This is a genomic window from Streptococcus oralis (assembly GCF_023109315.1).
Lineage (GTDB): Bacteria > Bacillota > Bacilli > Lactobacillales > Streptococcaceae > Streptococcus > Streptococcus oralis_BS.
Window position 1 is genome coordinate 172,531 of the sequence record NZ_JALDUF010000003.1, and the last position, 21,254, is coordinate 193,784.

Genomic DNA, 21,254 nt, shown 5'->3' on the forward strand with positions numbered 1-21,254 from the left:
TTTATTGAGCACTTAGCTCAGATTCACTTTGCGCTTGCTTTTCTGTTGGTTGAGAAGCAACTGTTTCACTGTCTTTCTCAGACTTAGATTGGCTATCAGTTTCACTTGCTTTTGAACGGAGTTCCTGGTTCAATCTAATGATTTCTTTAGCTAGAGTGAGGAGACCTTCTTTATCACTGCTTTTGGCTGCAAGTTGATCAAATAGGGCATCAACACGTTCAAAGTCAGCATCGGATCCTTTGTTATCCTCTAAGTACTTGTGAAGAGAGAGCAAGACATTATAGAGTTTTTGGTAGATGATCACAGTTTGTGGATCTTGCTCCGCCTGTTTTTCCTCTCGTTGGATAGTCGCTGCAATACGATTTAAAAGATCCTCAAGTTGTGTTTTAGCTTCGTCAAGGTCTGCATTTTCCTTTTCAGTAGCCGCTTTGATATTAGCAGCTTCTTCAGCTAGGGATTGTTTGACACCATCCTCTTTAACACGTGCTAGGAGTTGGGCAACTTTAGTTAGGAGAGCATCCACTTCTTCCTTCTTAACATGGCTAACCCGCTCTTCTGGCATAAAATCACCGTAGAGTTCTTTTAGGAATTCATAGATGGCTGTCTTAGCGGTTTGACTATCTACTTTTTCCGTATCTAGAATAGTCTTACCAGCTTTTGTAGAAACGGGTTCTTCTTTGAGAGCTTCTTCTACTTCTAGCTTAGTTTGGTAAATAGTTGGGAATAGCTTGTTCAAGTCGGTTGCTTTGAGGAAAGATTGTGACTGGTAAAGTTCCCATGTCAACTTGGCAACACGGTTCCGAAGTTCTTCTCTCAAACGACCATCAGATACATGTTCATAGAAATACTTGATGTACTCTACTGTTGTAACCCCTGTCCGATCACGGAAATCTTGCAAGGCCTGAAGTTTCGCTTCAATGGCAGCCAACTCTGTCTCATCTTGTGCTAGTTTTGCTTCCTGCAAATGTACCAAAAGATCTTTCTTAGACAAGCCATAAGTGTCCGTATCCAGTGTATTGATCTTATCTACAAGGGCTTGGTACTTCTTATCTAAAGGTGAAGTTTCAACTGGTGCCACACTTTGATCCACATGGATATACTGCTTATCAAAGAGATCCAAGGCTGCTAGGTATCCAGCAGTTGAGTTTGTTGCCAATTTTTTCATATTTTCGGTGAACTGCCCCAAAGCAAGTTCAACACGTCTCTGCATGATTGGCTGGTCTTTGTAGAGACTTCTGCTATCTGCTAAAAGTTGATCCACTTTAGATAGAACAGTTTGTTCATCAAATGCTCCAGGTTGATAGGTCGATTGTAGGGCTGGAATCTTGTTTTTCAAAGCTACTTCATAGCCCTTAGTTTGAACCTTGATGTAGTGATTGTGGTCTCCGTGAGGAATCACAAAACTACCACTTTCTACCTGTAAACTATAAGGAGACACCCCATCACGTAGGGCAGTCGTATAAAGTTCATTTAGGAAATCCAGTTCTGGATTCCCAGTTTGGAGAGGAATACGAACATGTTCTTTTCGAACAGCATAGGGATGGATATGGGTTGGATCATAGGCTTGATCCGGATTTCCAAAGACAAAGAATCCATTTGAAATACGAATCGCTTCGAGCGGAACCCCATAGGTCTGTGAGATATACTTGATTTTTTCTTCATCACTAGCATCTCTTGAGAAACTTTCCACAGTCTTTGCAAGTGGTTGAACCGGCTCAGACTGATGATTTTCTTTCAAGTGATCTTGGGCAGTTTTGATTTGAGCTGCAGTCAAGTCTTTCTTAAAGAAATAATGAGCGTGATCTCCATGAGAAACTACAAACCCTTGCTCATCCTCACTGATGACACGGTCAGCTGCAAAACCATGATCATGTTCTTCACCGTGATGGTGGTCATGCTCCTCTCCATCATGGTCATGATCTTCATGGTTGGTATCCTGACTTCCATGGTCACCGTCTTGGTCATGATGATGATCCGATTGAGCTGGATGCTCTGCTGGTTTGCTTGGATTTTCCAAAGGTGTTGGTTTCCCACTGTCGCTAGATAAAGGAATCATTCGCGCAATCTTTTCTTCCAAGGCAGAAAGCTTTGTATATGGGATGAAATGATAGTGATTTCCATGAGGAATCGCTACGCCACTTGGCGTTCTGCTTGAAATCTTAGCAGGGTCAAAAATCAAGCCATCAGATTCTGCATAACGTTGATTACTTGGAAGTGCATAGAGTTGCTGCAATAGACTCTGTAAGCTCTCTTCTGGATTGCTTGGTGTTTCAGTTTGTTGACTAGGATTAGTGGTTTGACTGGTTCCATTTTGACTTGGACGATAGTCAGTCACACTCGGTTGTTTTCTAGTTCCAGATAGGTAGGCTTGAGCAGCTGCTAATTCGCTAGCAGATAAGGAACTCTTTGGAATGTAGTGGTAATGTCCACCGTGAGGAACGATATAAGCATCACCAGTATCTTCTATAATATCAGATGGATTAAAGATGTATCCATCATCGGTAGTATAGCGTCCTTGTGATCGTGCAAGTGTCACTGCACTGTTAGAAGTTGGTGCATCGTGAGTATGGCCTTGTTTTTGGCGTTCAATTTCGTCCTTCGTACGAACGTTATCTGCATGCGCCACATCCTTAAGGTAAACATAATACTTACCATCCACCTTGATAATGTAGCCACCTTTGATTTCATTGACAATATCAGCGTCTTTCAGTTGATAATTGGCATCTTTCATCAAAAGCTCTTCGCTGAAAATCGCATCAAAAGGGACTTTCCCATTGTAATAATGGAAATGATCACCGTGTGATGTAACATAACCTTGATCGGTAATTTTCACGACAATTTGCTCAGCCTGAATATCTTCTTTTTTGCTAACTTGATCTGGTGTCTGAGTCTCTGTTTTTTGAGAGTCTTGTTTCCCATCAACATAAGATACACGATTTGTATCTTTTTTGTCTTCTAGCTGGTGTTGGTTCAGTGCATAGATGCAAAGACTCAGGGAAAGGACTAAAGCCGATCCCACCGCAAGATACTTTTTCTTCATTTTCATAATCTCCTCATTTTAATTCTTCTGCAAGAACTTTCATATTTTCTTCTAGATTTTCTAAGTACGTTTTGTCGTTTTCAGGGTCTGCTTCCAAAGGATTGAGTGTTTTTAGATTAACTCCTGTTGATTTGACCAAGGTCTCAGCGACTTTAGAAGAAGCATTGCTCTCAGTAAAGATAGTTTTAACCTTATAGGTTTTAACGAATTCCTGAATTTCTGTTAGTTGTCTCGGACTTGGCTCTTGTTCAGGGGAAATCCCCGCTATACCAAGCTGTTTCAATCCAAATCGTTTAGCGAGGTAAGAAAAGGCTGTATGTTGCGTAACAAAAGTCTTTTGACTCGCTTTTTCAAAAATAGGCTGGTACTTCTTAGTCAATTCTTGGGCTTTAGCGATAAAGTTTTTGGCATTCTTTTGATACGCTTCCTTATTGGCACTGTCAATCTCCGAAAGTTTGTCCGCAATAATCTGAGCTTCTTCACCTGCTTTTTCTGGATCTAACCAAGTGTGAGGGTCGTAGAGTGTTTTTTCATCAATACCGTCACCAGCTTCTACATCTTCTAAACCCGGTACACGGTCCAATGTCATTCCTTCAGAGGCCTCTAAAACCTTAACTTTTGATTTTTTCAAGTTAGGATCTAGACTTCCCGCCCAAGACTCCAGTGTATGCGAGTGGTAGACAAAAACATCCGCGTCATAGATAGCAGCAATGTCATTCGCTGAAGGTTCATATGAGTGAATCCCACTACTTGACTGAATCATCCGTACATCATTCAAGTCCCCTGATACCTCTTTTACCATGGCATAGATTGGGTAAAAACTTGTGACAATCTTCATCCCTTTTGCTTCTTGTTTTTCTTTTTGACCACATGCTCCTAAGACAAGAGCCAATAAACTGGCCATCAATAATAGGATTGTTCTTTTTTTCATCATTACTCCTTAACTAGTATTTAACCATTTAATTAACTAGTAAATAGTTTATCTTTATTTACACTATCTGTCAAGATATTTTGTACATTTTCATGAAAAAAATGAGAACTAGAACTCACATTCTGCTCTCATTTTTCGTTTTCCCGTTCTCCTATCCTGTTTTTAGGAGTTAGAAAATGCTGTTACCTTTACTTACTTTCCTTTAACAAAGCCAATAGTTTTTCAGCTTCTGCCATAATAGTATTGTTGTCCTGAGCGCCAAACAATAGATTATTCTTTAATCCAGTAAGAGTTTCGTTAGCGTTGAACTTGATGACGGGGTCTTGGATTTTTGCAAGTAGCTCTTCAGCCTCTCTTAACTTCGCTTCAACCTTTTCAGTTTCAACCTGAGGTTCCTCTGGCGACTCTTCTTCTGGCTCCTCAGTCGGTTTTGGAGACTCTGGTTTCTCACTCTGAGGTTTCTCTTCGCGAGGTTTTTCTTCCTCAGGTTTTTCTGTACGAGGTTTCTCCGCTGATGGTTTTTCCGATTGATTGTTATCAGCTTGACCATTTTGGTTTCTTTGAACATGGTCACTTGCATTGCCCCATCCACTATCTGAATGAGGACGTTCGTTTGGATGTTCAACATAGTACTTCACAGTCGCAAAGAGATCCTCTAAAGTATAGCCCTTAGGTGCCTCATAAAGACCTTCGTCAAACCACTCAAATTTGATGTTATGGTAATGGTCATAATGAGGAATAATCAAGCTTCCGTTTTTGACTTCCACAGTATGTTGGAGATTGTAAGGCATACGATCAAGCGGTACCTTCTTAGCTGCTTTCACGCGCTTGTAGATAGCTTCTGCTCCCTTAGCCTCAGTATTTCCTGAATCCTGATGGTCATTCGAAGGAGGTGTCAAACCTTTCTCTTTAGCATAAGCCTGGGCTGCCGCTCTTTCAGCTTCAGACAAACTATCTTTCTTAATCCAATGACTGTGGGTCATATGCGGAGTTACATAGGCATCCCCCTCATCACTGGTGATATCTCGTGGATCAAAGATATAACCGTCTTCTGTTGTATACTTACCTGCCAACTTGGCTACTTGAATCTCATCATCTGTGTAAGCTATTTGCGCATTCGGTTTTCCTAAACGTTCTGGATGACGAATCGGTGCTAAGAAGGCAAGAATATCATCCACTAACTTGACTTTATCACTTGAGACATTATTGAGACGTTCCAAGAGTTTATCCAAAGCGTCAAATTCAGCTTGACGCCCTTTATTGGAAATTAAATCTTGATGAATGCTTGCTAGTAAGTCATAAGCCTTATTGTAAAAATCTCGATCACTAGATGGGAGGTTGGTTTTCTTAGCTCCTAGCTTATGAGACAAACTTTCTTGCTTGGCTAGTTTGCTATCAATGGCTGCAGCAGTTTCTGCTGAAAGTTCCTTAGCAGGAATATAACGTGAGGTTCCATTTTCCTCAAAGACATAGCCATCAGCTACTTTTCGAACCGCTTGTCTAACCAATTTTTCGTCAATTGGATTGCTTGGAGCTGGTTGAGGATTTGGTGCAGGTTGCGGGCTTGGACTAAGTTCCGGAGTCGGTTGTGGACTTGGTTGTTCTGGTCTTGAATCCGGCACCCAATGGTTCGAACGATAGCGAAGCGGGATGATGCGAGCGATTCGTTCTTCCAATTCAGACATCTGTGAATAAGGGATAAAATGGTAATGGTCCCCATGAGGTACTGCAACACCTCTAGCTGTTCGACTTGTGATTTGTGCTGGATCAAAGACAAGGCCATCAGATTCTACGTGTCGTTGGCTGAGTGGCAAGCCATAAAGTTGTTTCAGAAGGCCATCAATATCCTCATCACTTTGACTCGCTTGACTATCGTCGCTACTGTTACTGTTGTTAGCCGTGTTTGTGTTCGTATAGCCACTACCTTGATTATTATAGGATGGGGTCCATCTATCTATATCACTGCTAGCACTGTTGTTATTGGTACGGCGATATGTAGGCGTATTTGATTGACCACTTCTACCAGATAGGAAGGCTTCTGCGGCAGCCAATTCGCTGGCTGATAACTCACTCTTAGGAATATAATGGTAATGGTCGCCGTGAGGAACGATATAAGCATCACCAGTATCTTCAATGATATCAGAAGCATTAAAGATGTAGCCATCATCTGTGGTATAGCGTCCTTGTGAACGTGCCAAGGCTACCGCACCATCGTTTGCTGAAGTTCCTCCTTCACGATGCTGACTATGCTCTTGTTTTTGTCGATTAATTTCTTCTTTCGTACGGACATTATCTGCATGGTCTGCATCCTTAAGGTAGACATAGTATTTTCCATCTACCTTGATAACATAACCACCCTTGATTTCACTGACAATATCCTCTTCCTTGAGCTGGTAGTTTGGATCCTTCATGAGCAACTCTTCACTGATGATAGCGTCATAAGGAACCTTGCCATTGTAATAATGATAGTGGTCGCCATGTGAAGTGACATAGCCCTGGTCTGTTATCTTGATGACGATTTGTTCGGCATTGATGCCTTCTTTTTTACTGACCTCATCAGGAGTTAGATCCTCCGTTTTTTGTGCTGCTTGTTTACCATCAACGTAAGACACACGATTATTTTCCTTGACTGTTCTAGCTTGATACAATCCCAACTCATAAGAACAAACACTTAAAATCAAGGCAGCCGCAGAACCAGCTAGATATTTTTTATTAATTTTCATCGAAACTCTCTTTCTTTTTGATATTTCTAGTTGCAATTCATTCCTAAATTGCAGAAACTCCTCTCTAAAAGTTAACTGGTTAATAGTTTACTCCTAAATTTTCAACTTGTCAAGAATTTTATGAACCAGTTAACAATTTTTTGTTTTCTACACTACCTTCTATCTGAACAGTCTGATTTAAGAATCCTATATTGAAAATCAATCACCAAATTTTTAAAGCAAAAAATCCCTGCAACTGAGTTGCAAGGACCTTTCAATTAATCAAAGTCAACGTATTCTTTTTGAAGTTCAAGAACTTCTTCCATTGTTGAGCATTCTGTAAGGGCACGGTTTGCGTACTCTTCCATCTTAGCTGTATCGAGTTTTTTCATCAGGCTACGTGTACGAAGGACAGATGTTGCTGACATAGAGAACTCATCCAAGCCCATTCCGACAAGAAGTGGAACAGCCTTTTGGTCACCAGCCATCTCACCACACATACCTGCCCATTTACCTTCAGCGTGAGCTGCTTTGATAACGTTGTTAATCAAACGTAGGATTGATGGGTTGTATGGTTGGTAAAGGTATGAAACTTGCTCGTTCATACGGTCTGCCGCCATTGTGTATTGGATCAAGTCGTTTGTACCAATTGAGAAGAAGTCAACTTCTTTTGCAAATTGGTCTGCAAGCATAGCCGCTGCAGGAATCTCGATCATGATACCAACTTGGATGTTGTCCGCAACTGCAACACCTTCAGCAAGAAGGTTTGCTTTTTCTTCGTCAAAGACTGCTTTCGCTGCACGGAATTCTTTCAAAAGCGCAACCATTGGGAACATGATACGCAATTGACCGTGTACAGACGCACGAAGAAGAGCACGGATTTGTGTGCGGAACATAGCATCTCCAGTCTCAGAAATAGAGATACGAAGGGCACGGAATCCAAGGAATGGGTTCATTTCATGAGGCATATCAAAGTAAGGAAGTTCCTTATCTCCACCGATATCCATTGTACGAACGACAACTGGTTTACCGTTCATTCCTTCAAGAACAGCTTTGTATGCTTCGTACTGCTCGTCTTCTGTTGGGAAGTCTTGAGAATCCATGTACAAGAACTCTGTACGGTAAAGTCCAACAGCTTCAGCACCGTTGGCATTGACACCTTCAACATCTTTTGGAGTACCGATATTAGCAGCCAATTCAAAGTGTTTACCATCAGCAGTCACTGTTTGAGCGTCTTTCAAAAGTGCCCATTCAGCTTTTTGCTTCGCATAAGCTTCACCAGCAGCCTTGAATTCTGCCGCTTGCTCATCAGTTGGGTTGATAATCACTTCACCAGTGATACCGTTAACAGCAAGGATATCACCATCTTTAACAATTTCAGTGATGTTGTTTGTACCTAGTACTGCCGCGATTTCAAGTGTACGAGCCATGATAGCTGAGTGGCTTGTACGTCCACCAATGTTGGTTACAAAAGCTTTTACAAAGTTTTTGTCCAATTGAGCTGTATCTGAAGGAGTCAAGTCATGCGCAATCACGATCACTTCTTCATTGATAGAAGCTGGGTTCGGCAATTTTTTACCAAGGAGATTTGCCAATACACGTTTTGTCACGTCGCGGATATCCGCTGCACGTTCTTGCATGTATGGGTTGTCTTCCATGCCTTCAAAGATAGTGATGAACATGTCTGTCACTTCCTTCAGACCTGCTTCTGCATTCACTTTCTTCGCACGGATTGTTTCCTTGATTTGGCTGATCATTTCTGGGTCAGCAAGAACCATTAAGTGAGCGTCAAAAACTTGAGCAGCTTCTTCACCGAGCGTACCTACTGCTTTCTCACGAATAACAGAAAGCTCGTCTTGTGATGCTTTTAGAGCGGCATCAAGGCGAGCTTCTTCTGCGTTTGTATCTTCGACTGTAATAGTCTCAAATGACAAATCCGGTTGAACGAGTAGATATGCTTTTGCAACTGCAACACCGTCTGATGCTGCGATTCCTTTAAGCATTTCTGTCATTTTCCTTATGCCAATCCTTCTTTTTCCATAGTTTCAGTGATTGCAGCGATTGCATCGTCAGCATCTGCACCTTCAGCTGAAATTGTAACGTCAGCACCTTGGCCAACACCAAGACTCATAACACCCATGATAGATTTAAGGTTTACTGATTTACCTTTGTATTCAAGAGTGATATCTGAAGCAAATTTGCTAGCTGTTTGAACCAACAATGTTGCTGGACGTGCGTGGATACCTGTTTCTGCCACTACGTGGAAATCTTTAGAAGCCATAGTTTGACTCTCCTTTAATTGTTTCTTATTTGGATTATATGTGATAACCCTTACAAGATTGTATTATATCACCTTCTAGATAATTTTTCAAGTATTTTATGGACTTTTACTGAAAATGAACTTGCTTCTTTTTCTATCATACAGGTACTATGGGAAATTTGGGCACTAATTATTAATAGTATAGAATTATCTAGTTAGCCACTTAACGTAAAATAATCTTTTGATGTCTCACATTAAAATAGATATACTTAAGTAGTGTAAGCGTGGCTAAAAATTCAATCTATTCCATTCAAATAAAGTGTCCAACCAATCAAAAACGATATTATGGGCGAGTCTTAAATTATTGACTTGACAATGAGCATCTGCACCGCTTTCGGACTCAAAAACCTGAAGTTTAGTTTGCGGATTTTTAGATTTAAGCGCTTCATAAATTACCTTAGTTTGTCGTTGCAGCTCAGTACCTTCTCCCTTTCCCATTATAAACAGGCAAGGACATTGAATTTTTTGATAATCTACAATCTTTGCGTGGTTAAATACATCATCAATAGCACTCTTAAAATCAGAAGTACCAAACTGCCATGCATACTTTTTAAGATTCAAATTTGCTGATTCATTCAAATTTCCAGATAATTTTAAAATGGCATTTATTAACCAACTAGGTGCTTTCAAACTTGATCCAAATTCTTTTCTGAAAAGTTCTGCAACGTCGTAAATAGGGGTACTAGCAATCCAAGCATGAATTCTTGGATCCTTTTCAACAGCTTGTGCGGTAAAATATCCCCCTCCGCTGACACCATAAATGGCTAAATAATTTAGTTTAGGATTTCTATTTTCCAACCAGTCTATGCATAATGAAATTGGAATAGAGGCATCCACATCAAAGACCAGCCCTCTACTAGGATTGCTCCCTTGACCAGGAAGGTCAACCATTAAAACATTATAATTTCGTATCCATCCAGGATATCCTGCAAAGTAAAATAAATCTTCGCGATAAGTATCACCTCCACCAATCATGATTAGCGTTGGGCAATTATCGCCGCTATGAAGATAATAACCAGGCAAGTAAGAACCCTGATAGGTAATAGTTAATTTTTCAATCGGTGCACCTAGTGAATGAATTGCACTAGAAAACACCTTCTCCATTTGACGAACGGTCGGTAAATACTCTTCAGAAAATGGATCGGTAAATTGGATTGCCGAGCGAAGTGAGTAGGTCTGTGCAAGATAATACTGCGCCTTTGTTTGTTCACTCAACCCTGAATTACTTGCTTCTTGTTCAAGGTAGTTTACATGCGATAAAAATACATTTTTCCAGTCATCAGGCTTTGGTGAGTTCCCCAATCTTTGAGCAAGATAATAAAGCTCTCCATGAGAGAAACCAAAAATTTCACCGATTCCTAACAACCAATTGAAGAAAAAATCCGTATCACCATTCTTAAAAAATATTTGAGTCGATTGCCGTTTTAAAATAACATCATTTTCTTTCACCACGCGCCTCCTAATTCTGTATTCTTTCATTCATTTAATCTAATTATAATCCGATAACATTCTCTATCAAACAAAAGTATCCAGATATCCATTTTTTAATCTTATAATCACAGATAGTGTATCACATAAAATGAACTTTTTCAAACATTGTATTTATATACTCCTTATGAAAGGATACGAAACTCATAAGTATCCTATATAAAATTAACCAATGATCCATTTTTATGAATACATCATAATCTGTCATTTCCACTTTGGTTATATTTTAGATATTCTAATACAAATATTGGAACATCTTGTGTAGAAAATTTCTTTTTTCGTAAATATTACAGTTTCTATTTTGTTAAAGTATTATCTCAGCTATACTTATTACTTTTCTTACGATTTTTGCTATTTTCTTCGTTTTCCTTTCTGATAACTTGCTGAAAATCTTCTATTTATATTGCCAATACACAGTATGTAGTTTTTTTATTTTGAGAAAGTTTGACAGTTCAACGGAAATCAAAATTTATGTTTTCAAAAACACTATATCTTGTGTTTTAATTTCAAAACTGTAACTTTTTAGCACAAGATTTAGTTTAAAAAGTTTGACAAAGTTTTTTTTTTTGATATACTAAGAAAGTAATCTATTTTGAAAGAGGAGTTACGAAAATGGTAACCGTTTATTCTAAAAATAACTGTGTCCAATGTAAGATGACCAAGCGTTTCTTGGACAGTAATAATATCGCTTATCGTGAGATCAATCTTGACGAGCAACCTGAGTATATCGATCAAGTTAAAGAGCTCGGTTTCAGCGCTGCTCCTGTCATCCAAACACCAACTGAAATCTTTTCAGGTTTCCAACCAGGAAAACTAAAACAGTTAGCATAATTTTAGTGCATCATCCAGAAGAAATTGCTTCTAGGGCTAACTTAGAGGCCTTTCTTTTGTAATCAGGTTAGATAAGGAAAATTTTATGGGATTAAAACATCTTGAAGACGTGACTTACTTCCGTCTCAATAACGAAATCAACCGTCCTGTTAATGGACAAATCATGCTTCATAAAGATAAGGAAGCCTTGGATGCTTTCTTTAAAGAAAATGTAGTTCCAAACACTATGGTTTTTGATTCAATCACTGATAAAATCAACTACCTCATTGAACACAACTACATTGAAACTGCATTTCTCAAGAAGTACCGTCCAGAGTTTTTGGAAGAATTGCATCAATTTATCAAGGACCAAAACTTCCAATTCAAGTCGTTTATGGCAGCCTATAAGTTTTACAATCAATATGCCTTGAAGACTAATGACGGTGAATATTACCTTGAAAGCATGGAAGACCGTGTCTTCTTTAATGCACTTTATTTTGCTGACGGGGATGAAGCGATTGCAATTGATATTGCCAATGAAATCATCCACCAACGCTACCAACCAGCTACTCCTTCCTTTTTGAACGCAGGTCGTGCTCGTCGTGGGGAGTTGGTATCTTGTTTCCTGATTCAAGTAACTGATGATATGAACTCTATCGGACGTTCTATCAACTCAGCCCTTCAACTTTCACGTATCGGTGGTGGTGTGGGAATTTCCCTCAGCAACCTTCGTGAAGCTGGAGCTCCTATCAAAGGTTATGAAGGTGCTGCTTCTGGTGTCGTACCAGTTATGAAGCTTTTTGAAGACAGCTTCTCTTACTCAAACCAACTTGGTCAGCGTCAAGGTGCTGGGGTTGTCTACCTCAACGTCTTTCACCCAGATATCATCGCTTTCCTTTCCACTAAGAAAGAAAATGCCGATGAAAAAGTTCGTGTTAAGACGCTTTCACTCGGTGTTGTAGTACCCGATAAATTCTACGAATTGGCCCGTAAAAATGAAGAAATGTATCTCTTTAGCCCATACTCTGTAGAACTTGAATACGGTGTGCCATTCAACTATATCGACATCACTGAGAAATACGATGAATTAGTAGCAAATCCAAACATCCGCAAGACAAAAATCAAGGCGCGTGATTTGGAAACTGAAATTTCCAAATTGCAACAAGAATCTGGCTATCCTTATGTAGTCAACATTGATACAGCTAACCGTGCAAATCCAGTTGAGGGTAAGATTATCATGAGTAACTTGTGTTCTGAGATTCTTCAAGTTCAAGAACCAAGTTTGATCAACGATGCTCAAGAATTCCTTCAAATGGGAACAGACGTTTCATGTAACCTTGGATCAACAAACGTCGTCAACATGATGACTTCACCTGACTTTGGTCGTTCTATCCGCGCTATGGTTCGTGCCCTTACTTTCGTTACAGATAGTTCACACATCGTAGCTGTTCCTACTATCGATCACGGAAATAGTTTGGCTCACACCTTTGGTCTTGGTGCCATGGGACTTCATAGTTACCTTGCCCAACAACTGATTGAGTACGGATCACCTGAGTCAATTGAATTTACAAGCATCTACTTTATGCTTATGAACTACTGGACCTTGGTAGAATCTAATAACATCGCTCGTGAACGTGGTATCACCTTCCACAACTTTGAAAAATCAGACTATGCTAACGGAAGCTACTTCGACAAGTATGTAACTGGTGAATTTGTTCCAAAATCAGACCGTGTCAAAGAACTCTTCAAAGACGTCTTTATCCCAAGTGCTGCTGACTGGGCTGAACTTCGAGAAAAGGTTCAAGCAGATGGACTTTATCACCAAAACCGCCTTGCTGTAGCGCCAAATGGTTCTATCAGCTACATCAACGATGTTTCTGCTTCTATCCACCCGATTACGCAACGCATTGAAGAACGTCAAGAAAAGAAAATCGGTAAGATCTACTACCCAGCTGCAGGTTTGTCAACAGATACTATCCCTTACTACACTTCTGCTTACGATATGGATATGCGTAAGGTGATTGATGTTTACGCTGCTGCAACAGAGCACGTGGACCAAGGACTTTCACTCACCCTCTTCATGCGTAGCGACATTCCAAAAGGTCTTTACGAATGGAAGAAGGAAAATAAACAAACGACACGTGACCTATCTATCCTTCGTAACTATGCCTTTAACAAGGGCATCAAGTCTATCTACTACGTCCGTACCTTTACTGATGATGGTGGAGAAGTTGGTGCTAACCAATGTGAAAGCTGTGTGATTTAATTTTTATCTGAGGCAACCACATTTTCTCAGACTACTGATTAAGTTACCCACCAGAAAAAAACTTGACAAGTATCTAAAATACTAGGAAAAATGAAAAGTCGGTCTTCCGACTTTTTGTGCGATACTCTTCTCAGACTATGATAAAACAGAGAGGATTCGACAATCGCATTATTACATACAGAAAGAGATTTCAAAATGGAAACTTACTACAAAGCCATTAACTGGAATGCCATCGAAGATGTCATCGACAAATCAACTTGGGAAAAGCTGACGGAGCAATTCTGGCTCGACACTCGTATCCCCTTGTCAAATGACCTTGACGACTGGAGAAAACTATCAAACAAGGAAAAAGACTTGGTAGGAAAAGTCTTTGGTGGTTTAACGCTTCTTGATACCATGCAATCTGAAACAGGGGTTCAGGCTCTTCGTTCTGACATCCGTACACCGCATGAGGAAGCTGTTTTCAACAACATCCAGTTTATGGAATCTGTCCACGCAAAATCTTACTCTTCTATCTTTTCAACCTTGAATACCAAGGCTGAAATTGAAGAAATCTTTGAATGGACCAACACCAACCCTTACCTACAAAGAAAAGCTGAAATTATCAACGAAATCTACCTCAATGGTACGCCTCTTGAAAAGAAGGTTGCCAGCGTCTTCCTTGAAACCTTCCTCTTCTACTCTGGTTTCTTCACACCGCTCTACTATCTCGGTAACAACAAACTGGCCAATGTTGCGGAAATCATCAAACTGATCATTCGTGATGAATCTGTTCACGGAACCTACATCGGATATAAATTCCAACTCGGTTTCAATGAATTGCCTGAAGAAGAGCAAGAAAAACTCAAAGAATGGATGTACGACCTGCTCTACACTCTCTACGAGAACGAAGAAGGTTATACAGAGAGCCTCTATGACGGTGTTGGATGGACGGAAGAAGTCAAGACCTTCCTTCGCTACAATGCCAATAAGGCTCTTATGAACCTAGGACAAGATCCACTCTTCCCAGATTCAGCAGATGATGTCAACCCAATCGTTATGAACGGTATTTCAACAGGAACTTCCAACCACGACTTCTTCTCTCAAGTCGGAAATGGTTACCTCCTTGGTGAAGTTGAAGCCATGCAAGACGATGATTACAACTACGGTTTAGACTAATTTGGCCGATCATTCAAAATATCATGGTTTGTTTAAAACAACCATGATATTTTTGTTTTTGTTTTATTTTGTTTTTTTCTATTTGATTGATTGAGCGTTTTATGGTAAGATAATAATAGTAGAAATCGAGGTGATAAGGATGCTAAAGCAAGAAAAACTAGATAGTATTCTAGAAGCAGTAAACACAAAAGGCACTATTACTGTAAAAGAGATTATGGAGAGTCTTGATGTGTCAGATATGACAGCTCGTCGCTACTTACAAGAATTGGCAGATAAGGATTTGCTGGTTCGTGTGCATGGTGGTGCTGAAAAACTTCGTACAGGTTCTCTATTAAACAACGAACGCTCAAACGTCGAAAAACAAGGCTTGCAGATTGCTGAAAAACAAGAAATTAGCCGTTTTGTCGGTCATTTGATTGACGAAGGTGAAACCATTTTTATCGGACCAGGAACAACCTTAGAATGTTTTGCTCGTGAGCTCCCTATCGATAACATTCGTGTTGTAACAAACAGTCTTCCTGTTTTTCTCATCCTAAACGAACGAAAACTAACAGATTTGATCTTGATTGGCGGAAATTATCGCTCTATCACTGGTGCTTTTGTAGGGACACTTACCTTGCAGGATTTGACCAATCTTCAGTTCTCTAAGGCATTTGTTAGCTGTAATGGTATTAAGGATAAGTCTATTGCTACTTTCAGTGAGGAAGAGGGTGAGGTACAACGAATCGCCTTGAACAATGCCAATAAAAAATACTTACTGGCAGACCACAGTAAGTTTAATAAGTTTGATTTTTACACTTTCTACAATATCTCAGAGATTGATACCATCGTTTCAGATTCCAAACTGAGTCAGGAGACATTTGAAGATCTGTCGAAACAAACAACCATTCTTTTATCAAAACCATAAAAATTCCCCTGCCTTTTGGCGGGGAATTTTTGTTGAATTTTAATCAATAAGTTGTGTCTCAGCTAGTTTCTTGTACCAATGAGCCGATTTCTTTGGATAGCGCTCCTGGGTTTCAAAATCAACATAGAAGAGGCCGTAACGCTTTTCGTAACCATTTGACCAAGAAAAGACATCCATCAGAGACCAGATAAAGTAGCCTTTGACATTGGCTCCATCAGAGATTGCATCTGCAATCACTTCCATATGTTTCTTAACATAATCAATCCGTCCATCATCGTAGACTGTCCCATCCACAAACTCATCTTTGTATCCGAGACCATTCTCTGTGATGTAGATTTTCTTGTAATTTGGGTAATCTTTCTTCACGCGCATGATTTGATCATACAAACCTTGAGGATAGATAATCCAGTCCCAGTCCGTACGTGGGACATAGTCAGGCGCCACTCGGCGTCCAACTCCCTTAATCTGATACTTAGAGCTTCCTTTTTCACCCTTACCGTTATGAATGATTTCTGTTTCTCCATCAAAGGCTTGCATCCAATCACTCATGTAGTAGTTAATTCCAAGGAAGTCATTCAGGTCTTTTGCAGCTTCTAGCACAGCGAAGTCTTCTTCACGCAGATCTAAACTTCCACCATTGACTGCTAAGATATGGTTGACACCTTCCATGGTTTCTTCGGAATATCGTCCTAGATAAGTCGCATCCAAAATAAATTTATTGTGAATGATATCTTCTAACTCGGCTGCACGAACATCTGCTGGATTATCTGGATCCAGAGGATACTTAGTAGGCAGGGCATGAACCACACCAATTTCACCCTTATATCCCTTATCCTTGAAAAGTTTTACTGCACGCGCATGCGACACCATCATATTGTGATGAGATTGGAAGACTTTGGCAAGGTCGTACTGAATACCTGGAGGGAATTTCCCAACCAAATACTGGCCATCCCCTATCGGCCCAATTTCATTAAAGGTTGTCCAAAAGTTAACTTCAGGAAATTCTCCAAAACAGAAGGCCGCATAATCCACAAAGTGATTAATGTTTTCTCTATTCAGGAAATCTCCGTTTGAATGAAGTGCTTCTGGCGTGTCAAAGTGATGGAGAGTCACGAAGGGCTCAACATGCCGTTTGTGACATTCTGCAAACAACTTGTGATAGAACTCAACTCCCTTGGCATTGACTTTCCCGTAACCAGTTGGAAAGATACGTGACCAAGCGATTGAAATACGGATACCATTGACACCATATTCTTCTGCAAGTTTGAGGTCAACTGGGTATTTGTGATAGAAATCACTGGCTGGCTCAGCAGTGTACCAGTAGTTGTCCTTAAGATATTTATCCCAGGCAACTGGCCCTTTACCATCAGTATTGGTTGCACCTTCTGCTTGGTAGGCTGCTGTTGCTCCGCCAAAAATAAAGTCTTTTGGTAATGTTTTTGACATTTGATTCACCTTTCAAGAAATAGAAATGAGATGGAGATATAGTTGGGAGGAGTTCCTCCATCTCACTTCTTCGCTATTTACATTTTAATCTTCGAACTGCGCTTGAACAAAGGCAAGAGCGCCTTTTCCATCGCGAGTCAGTTTAATGTATTGGCCACCTTCTGTCTTAGCAAGTTTGATACCCAGTTTGTCGGTTTCGGCCTTCATGTCTTCAAAGTTTGAAGCTACTTGAGGAGCAAGGATAACCAGATCAAACTCAGGCAACATTTCACGGTGAGCTCCATAGCCACCAGCTGCTGCTTTAACAGGAACCTTGTACTCCGCAGCTGCCTTGTTTAGAGCATTTGCAAGGAGACCACTTGTTCCTCCGCCTGCACAGAGAACGAGAACATTTGTTTCTTCTGTAATTGTGTTTTGCGCTGCTCCTACACCTGCTTTTTCAAGAATCGCATCTGCTTTAGCAGTATTGAAGTTTGAAGCTACTTTTTCTTTCAATTCATCATTGGCTTTACCTGAACGTTCTTCTTCAAGTATTTGTTCATCATAAACCTTGAGGAATGGATAGTAGATGGCTACGTCTACAAGGATTAACAAAGCAGCAAGTACAAATGATAAAAATTGGAAGTTTGTTCCGAGAACAATACCGAGCGGACCTGGTGTTGTCCAAGGAAGGTTGGCAGTGAATGAGTTCATGCCAAGCGTTTCGATAAAGAATTTGAAAATCCAGACGTTTGCGATTGGCGCAAAGATAAAGGGAATAAAGAAGATTGGATTCAAGACAAGTGGTGCACCAAACAGGATTGGTTCGTTTACACCGAAGAAAGTTGGTACTACTGACGCACGACCGATTGCACGGTTTCGTTTTGATTTGGTCAACCACATGAACATGAATGGAACAACCAGTGTCGCACCAGTACCACCCATGGTAACGATAAACATTTGTGTACCAGAAGTAAGAATCTTGTCAGCGTGCATACCTTGTTGGAGAAGGTTCAAATTGACTTCAGCATTTGCATAGGTAATCGCTGCGATTGCAGGTTCGACGATGGAAGGACCGTGGATACCCACAAACCAGAAGAAGGCAAAGGCCCCAAAGATAATGGTAATACCTAGATAACCATCAGCAGCAGAGAATAATGGTGCAAAGAATTTACCGATTGATTCAGCTACGCTTGCACCAACAAAATGACGAGCTAGTAAATCAAGAGCATAAAGAGAAACCACTGATAGAGTGAATGGAATCACATCTTTAAATACTTGTGAGATATTTGGTGGAACTTCGTCAGGCATGCGAATAGTGACGTTGTTCTTAACACAAACCTTATAGATGGCTACAGTAACAAAGGCAGCAAGGAAGGCTGAAAGCAAACCTTTTGTCCCCAAGAATCCAGTAGCTAGGCCATTTTCGATAGGATCAGCTGCCAACATCAACAAACCAACAATTGCTGCCAACAATGTTGACATATAGTTGATTTGATTGGTTTTCTCCATGCTACGGTTTACTGAGTCAGTCAATGACTTAGCTGTTGTACCAGCTACCAAGAGAGCTAGAATCCCCATTGAATAGCTATAAGGTTTCATGAGGAGATTAACAACATCATCAGACCATTTAAAGCCCCATGAGTTAGGAACAAAGGCAATCAAGATAAAGATACTTGAGAAGAGAATGACTGGCATACCAGCAATGAAACCATCACGAATAGCACGAAGGTAGATATTACGAGACAGTTTTTCAAAGAAAGGCTTTCCTTTCTCAATAAATGCAATTAGTTTGTTCATTACTTAACTCCTCTCTTGTAGAGTTCGATTAAATGGTGCATCAAATCTTTTAACAAGATAGTTGTCATCAAGTGGTCTTGGCCATGCATCATGGTCACACTATAGGCCAAATCTTCACCAGCTGCTTCCTTGGTCAATAGACTTGTTTGCGCGTGATGAGCCTCGGCGATACAGCCACCAGCTTCCTCAACTAAGCTATCTGCTTTCGCAAAATCGCCAGCTTCAGCAGCCTTCAAGGCTTCCAATAGTTTTGAACGAGCATCGCCAGCATAGGCTACGATTTCAAAACCTAACAATGTTACTTCTTCTCTATTCATGATAGAATCCTCCTTATGTATTTTTAATTAAATTTTTATGACAATAAACGTTGGATATGTAGAACTAGATAAACTCGTTCACTTTTATACAAATCAAGACCCGTATGTTGCGTAATCACATCATAGATCTTGGAGCCGACCTCAAATGCCTTTGGATAGGATTGTTTGATATGGTCTTCCATATCTAGAAGAGATTGATTATCATCTCTAGATCTGTCTAAATAATCCAAGAAATAATTCAAATGAATCATAAAACGATCATAGAAATGGTTATTCTCTTTGGTTCGTTGAATAGCGTAACTCTTCAGCACTTCTTCAACATTCCTGAGAATTTCTTTCCTCTTATCTATCGACTCAACCACTTGAACTTCGTTCTCACCTTCGGCATTAATGAAATGATAAGCGATCCGAATAATTTCATCCTCAGGGAAATGATCTGTCAACTTCTGACGATAGATTTCAAAGGCTTCCTTTGCGATTTGAAAAGCTACAGGATACTTGGCAGAAATATCTGGCAGATTACTATCCTTGTACCTTCCTTGTGCTAGAGCTTGGTAAGAACAGTAAATATGATCTGTCAAGGTTACGTAGAGATACTCTTGAATCGGATAATGATATTTCTTAGAAAGCTTATCAATAATCTCATAGGTCACTGTGATAAAATCAAGCGGGACATCTTTGAGCAGAGCCATAAAGTTTTCCCTAGACTCTTCTGTCTTCATCCGAAAGATTTTCTCAACTTGTTCTTCAGCAATCAAATCCCCTTTCTTCTTTCCAAATGCAATCCCTTTACCAATTACAATCACCTCTTCTCCTTTATCATTTCTGACAAGTGAAACATTGTGATTCATTGGATTTAGAATTCGATACATGTCAACCTCCTTTTATCTCTTAATGGTATATGAGTATAAAAAATGACCACAAATGAACTAGAAAATCTTTTGATTTCTAATTCACCTGTGATCATGCCTAATATTACTTAGTAACACTCACCTTGTATTAACTTGTGATTTAAGTATAGCACAAGTAAGTTTTTTTGTAAACCTTTACATGTAACTTTTTTTTTAAAATTTTTTTAGATTCATGTTCCTAAACTAGGAGGAAGATTTTACACGCGTTCTTTCCATGAAGTCGCTGTTGTTTGAAGAACCTTGTTGAGTTCGTCAATGTTTTCAAAACCAGTTGTGCGAAGCCATTCGCGAGCTGCTGCTTCACCAACTTTGATGTAAGCTTCAACTGATCCAGCCCATGTAGCACGGCCACAAAGAACGCCGTTGAAGTTTGCACCTGATTCATGGGCAAATACAAGAGTATCTTGGAAGAGTTTAGCTGATACACCAGCACTCAAGTAGATGTATGGAAGATTTGTTGCTTCATCTTGAGCTTTGAAGAAGGCTGCTGCTTCTTCACGTGTATGCACGATTTCACCATCACTAAATCCTTCAACGTATTTGACGTTGACTGGAACCTCCACTTTCAAGACATCGATGTTAAAGCGTGGGTCTGAGAAGACCTTCATAGCACCGATAACCTTGTGTGGTTTTACTTTGGCGTATTCTGCAGAACCTGCGTCAGCAATCTTTTCATCGTAAGCGAGGATTTCAAGGAAGAATGGAATGTCTTCCGCCACACATTCAGAACCGATGCGTTCGATGTAGGCTTGTTTTTGTTGGTTGAGTTCGTCAGAGCTGTCTACGTCATAGTAAAGCAAGAATTTGACTGCATCCGCACCTTGTTCTTTAATGCGTTTTGCAGACCAAACATCCAAGCAGTCAGGCAAGCGTTTGGTGCTTGTTGTGTCGTAACCAGTTTTCTCATAAGCAAGGAGAAGACCAGCATTTGGAGCAAGCGCTTTTGTAGCTGGAAGTCCATACTCAGGGTCGAGAAGCATAGAGGATGCGTATTTTGTCAATTCATCTGCTACCAAGACTTTGAGTTCTTCCATTTGAGCCACTGTTGGCTCTTCTGTTTGGTATTGAGCCATGAGGCGTTTCAAAGCACCACGTTGGTCAAAGGCAAGGGCTGAGATGATTCCATTTTCATCTGAAAGTTTTTCTAAGCGTGCACGTTTTTGTTCTGTTAAAGCCATT

The 21,254-nt window shown here is 40.1% G+C and carries 15 protein-coding genes; 4 read left to right on the forward strand and 11 right to left on the reverse strand.

Annotated elements, in window-relative coordinates:
• Position 1: 1 nt before the first annotated feature.
• The 6 genes from M1F74_RS05465 to M1F74_RS05490 form a co-directional block, all read right to left on the reverse strand.
• Positions 2–3,040, reverse strand: coding sequence for a pneumococcal-type histidine triad protein (locus tag M1F74_RS05465; RefSeq protein WP_282184746.1), 3,039 nt, complete (start codon positions 3,038–3,040; stop codon positions 2–4).
• A 13-nt stretch (positions 3,041–3,053) separates the two neighbouring features.
• The gene (locus tag M1F74_RS05470) at positions 3,054–3,971 is read right to left on the reverse strand and encodes a metal ABC transporter solute-binding protein, Zn/Mn family (RefSeq protein WP_247946534.1); all 918 of its coding nucleotides are present in this window, start codon (positions 3,969–3,971) and stop codon (positions 3,054–3,056) included.
• Between the two features lie 188 nt (positions 3,972–4,159).
• Complete coding sequence (locus M1F74_RS05475) at positions 4,160–6,694, reverse strand: pneumococcal-type histidine triad protein (RefSeq protein ID WP_247946535.1); 2,535 nt, start codon at positions 6,692–6,694, stop codon at positions 4,160–4,162.
• 257 nt (positions 6,695–6,951) lie between these two features.
• Positions 6,952–8,685 (reverse strand): phosphoenolpyruvate--protein phosphotransferase, encoded by a 1,734-nt coding sequence (gene ptsP, locus M1F74_RS05480; RefSeq protein WP_025171716.1) that lies wholly within the window; start codon positions 8,683–8,685, stop codon positions 6,952–6,954.
• A gap of 5 nt (positions 8,686–8,690) precedes the next feature.
• Positions 8,691–8,954 carry a phosphocarrier protein HPr gene (locus M1F74_RS05485; protein WP_000146948.1) on the reverse strand — a complete coding sequence of 88 codons (264 nt, stop codon included), beginning with the start codon at positions 8,952–8,954 and terminating at the stop codon, positions 8,691–8,693.
• A 267-nt stretch (positions 8,955–9,221) separates the two neighbouring features.
• Positions 9,222–10,442: an alpha/beta hydrolase family protein gene (locus M1F74_RS05490; protein WP_247946536.1), complete on the reverse strand. Its 1,221-nt coding sequence runs from the start codon at positions 10,440–10,442 to the stop codon at positions 9,222–9,224.
• 651 nt (positions 10,443–11,093) lie between these two features.
• On the opposite strand from M1F74_RS05490, the gene nrdH reads away from it, so the two are divergent.
• The 4 genes from nrdH to M1F74_RS05510 all read left to right on the forward strand — a co-directional run bounded on the left by nrdH (position 11,094) and on the right by M1F74_RS05510 (position 15,622).
• Entirely contained in the window at positions 11,094–11,312 is a 219-nt protein-coding gene (gene nrdH / locus M1F74_RS05495) for a glutaredoxin-like protein NrdH (RefSeq protein WP_000259238.1), read from the forward strand.
• Positions 11,313–11,397: 85 nt separating this feature from the next.
• On the forward strand, positions 11,398–13,557 hold the full coding sequence (gene nrdE / locus M1F74_RS05500) for a class 1b ribonucleoside-diphosphate reductase subunit alpha (protein WP_247946537.1): 2,160 nt from the start codon (positions 11,398–11,400) through the stop codon (positions 13,555–13,557).
• A 195-nt stretch (positions 13,558–13,752) separates the two neighbouring features.
• Entirely contained in the window at positions 13,753–14,715 is a 963-nt protein-coding gene (gene nrdF / locus M1F74_RS05505) for a class 1b ribonucleoside-diphosphate reductase subunit beta (RefSeq protein ID WP_061409265.1), read from the forward strand.
• A gap of 139 nt (positions 14,716–14,854) precedes the next feature.
• A complete protein-coding gene (locus M1F74_RS05510; protein WP_247946538.1) occupies positions 14,855–15,622 on the forward strand; it encodes a DeoR/GlpR family DNA-binding transcription regulator in 768 nt (255 codons plus the stop codon).
• Positions 15,623–15,661: 39 nt separating this feature from the next.
• Here the strand turns inward: M1F74_RS05510 and lacG are convergent, their stop codons facing one another.
• From lacG to lacD, 5 genes are all read right to left on the reverse strand, one after another.
• Positions 15,662–17,068, reverse strand: a complete 1,407-nt coding sequence (lacG, locus tag M1F74_RS05515; protein WP_247946539.1) for a 6-phospho-beta-galactosidase — start codon at positions 17,066–17,068, stop codon at positions 15,662–15,664.
• An 84-nt stretch (positions 17,069–17,152) separates the two neighbouring features.
• Positions 17,153–18,847 (reverse strand): lactose-specific PTS transporter subunit EIIC, encoded by a 1,695-nt coding sequence (locus tag M1F74_RS05520; RefSeq protein WP_096422303.1) that lies wholly within the window; start codon positions 18,845–18,847, stop codon positions 17,153–17,155.
• Entirely contained in the window at positions 18,847–19,164 is a 318-nt protein-coding gene (locus M1F74_RS05525) for a PTS lactose/cellobiose transporter subunit IIA (RefSeq protein WP_001078319.1), read from the reverse strand. The genes M1F74_RS05520 and M1F74_RS05525 overlap by 1 nt, the downstream gene beginning before the upstream one ends.
• Positions 19,165–19,199: 35 nt before the next feature.
• On the reverse strand, positions 19,200–20,036 hold the full coding sequence (locus M1F74_RS05530; RefSeq protein ID WP_096422305.1) for a PRD domain-containing protein: 837 nt from the start codon (positions 20,034–20,036) through the stop codon (positions 19,200–19,202).
• A gap of 236 nt (positions 20,037–20,272) precedes the next feature.
• Entirely contained in the window at positions 20,273–21,253 is a 981-nt protein-coding gene (gene lacD, locus M1F74_RS05535) for a tagatose-bisphosphate aldolase (RefSeq protein WP_096422308.1), read from the reverse strand.
• Position 21,254 lies beyond the last annotated feature (1 nt).

Excerpts from the sequence above, each read along its gene's own strand:
- M1F74_RS05475 (WP_247946535.1), bottom strand. The coding sequence starts at position 6,694 with ATGAAAATTAATAAAAAATATCTAGCTGGTTCTGCGGCTGCCTTGATT.
- ptsP (WP_025171716.1), bottom strand. The coding sequence starts at position 8,685 with ATGACAGAAATGCTTAAAGGAATCGCAGCATCAGACGGTGTTGCAGTT.
- lacG (WP_247946539.1), bottom strand. The coding sequence starts at position 17,068 with ATGTCAAAAACATTACCAAAAGACTTTATTTTTGGCGGAGCAACAGCA.
- lacD (WP_096422308.1), bottom strand. The coding sequence starts at position 21,253 with ATGGCTTTAACAGAACAAAAACGTGCACGCTTAGAAAAACTTTCAGAT.
- nrdF (WP_061409265.1), top strand. The coding sequence starts at position 13,753 with ATGGAAACTTACTACAAAGCCATTAACTGGAATGCCATCGAAGATGTC.
- nrdE (WP_247946537.1), top strand. The coding sequence starts at position 11,398 with ATGGGATTAAAACATCTTGAAGACGTGACTTACTTCCGTCTCAATAAC.
- M1F74_RS05485 (WP_000146948.1), bottom strand. The coding sequence starts at position 8,954 with ATGGCTTCTAAAGATTTCCACGTAGTGGCAGAAACAGGTATCCACGCA.
- M1F74_RS05525 (WP_001078319.1), bottom strand. The coding sequence starts at position 19,164 with ATGAATAGAGAAGAAGTAACATTGTTAGGTTTTGAAATCGTAGCCTAT.
- M1F74_RS05530 (WP_096422305.1), bottom strand. The coding sequence starts at position 20,036 with ATGTATCGAATTCTAAATCCAATGAATCACAATGTTTCACTTGTCAGA.
- nrdH (WP_000259238.1), top strand. The coding sequence starts at position 11,094 with ATGGTAACCGTTTATTCTAAAAATAACTGTGTCCAATGTAAGATGACC.
- M1F74_RS05520 (WP_096422303.1), bottom strand. The coding sequence starts at position 18,847 with ATGAACAAACTAATTGCATTTATTGAGAAAGGAAAGCCTTTCTTTGAA.
- M1F74_RS05465 (WP_282184746.1), bottom strand. The coding sequence starts at position 3,040 with ATGAAGAAAAAGTATCTTGCGGTGGGATCGGCTTTAGTCCTTTCCCTG.
- M1F74_RS05510 (WP_247946538.1), top strand. The coding sequence starts at position 14,855 with ATGCTAAAGCAAGAAAAACTAGATAGTATTCTAGAAGCAGTAAACACA.
- M1F74_RS05470 (WP_247946534.1), bottom strand. The coding sequence starts at position 3,971 with ATGAAAAAAAGAACAATCCTATTATTGATGGCCAGTTTATTGGCTCTT.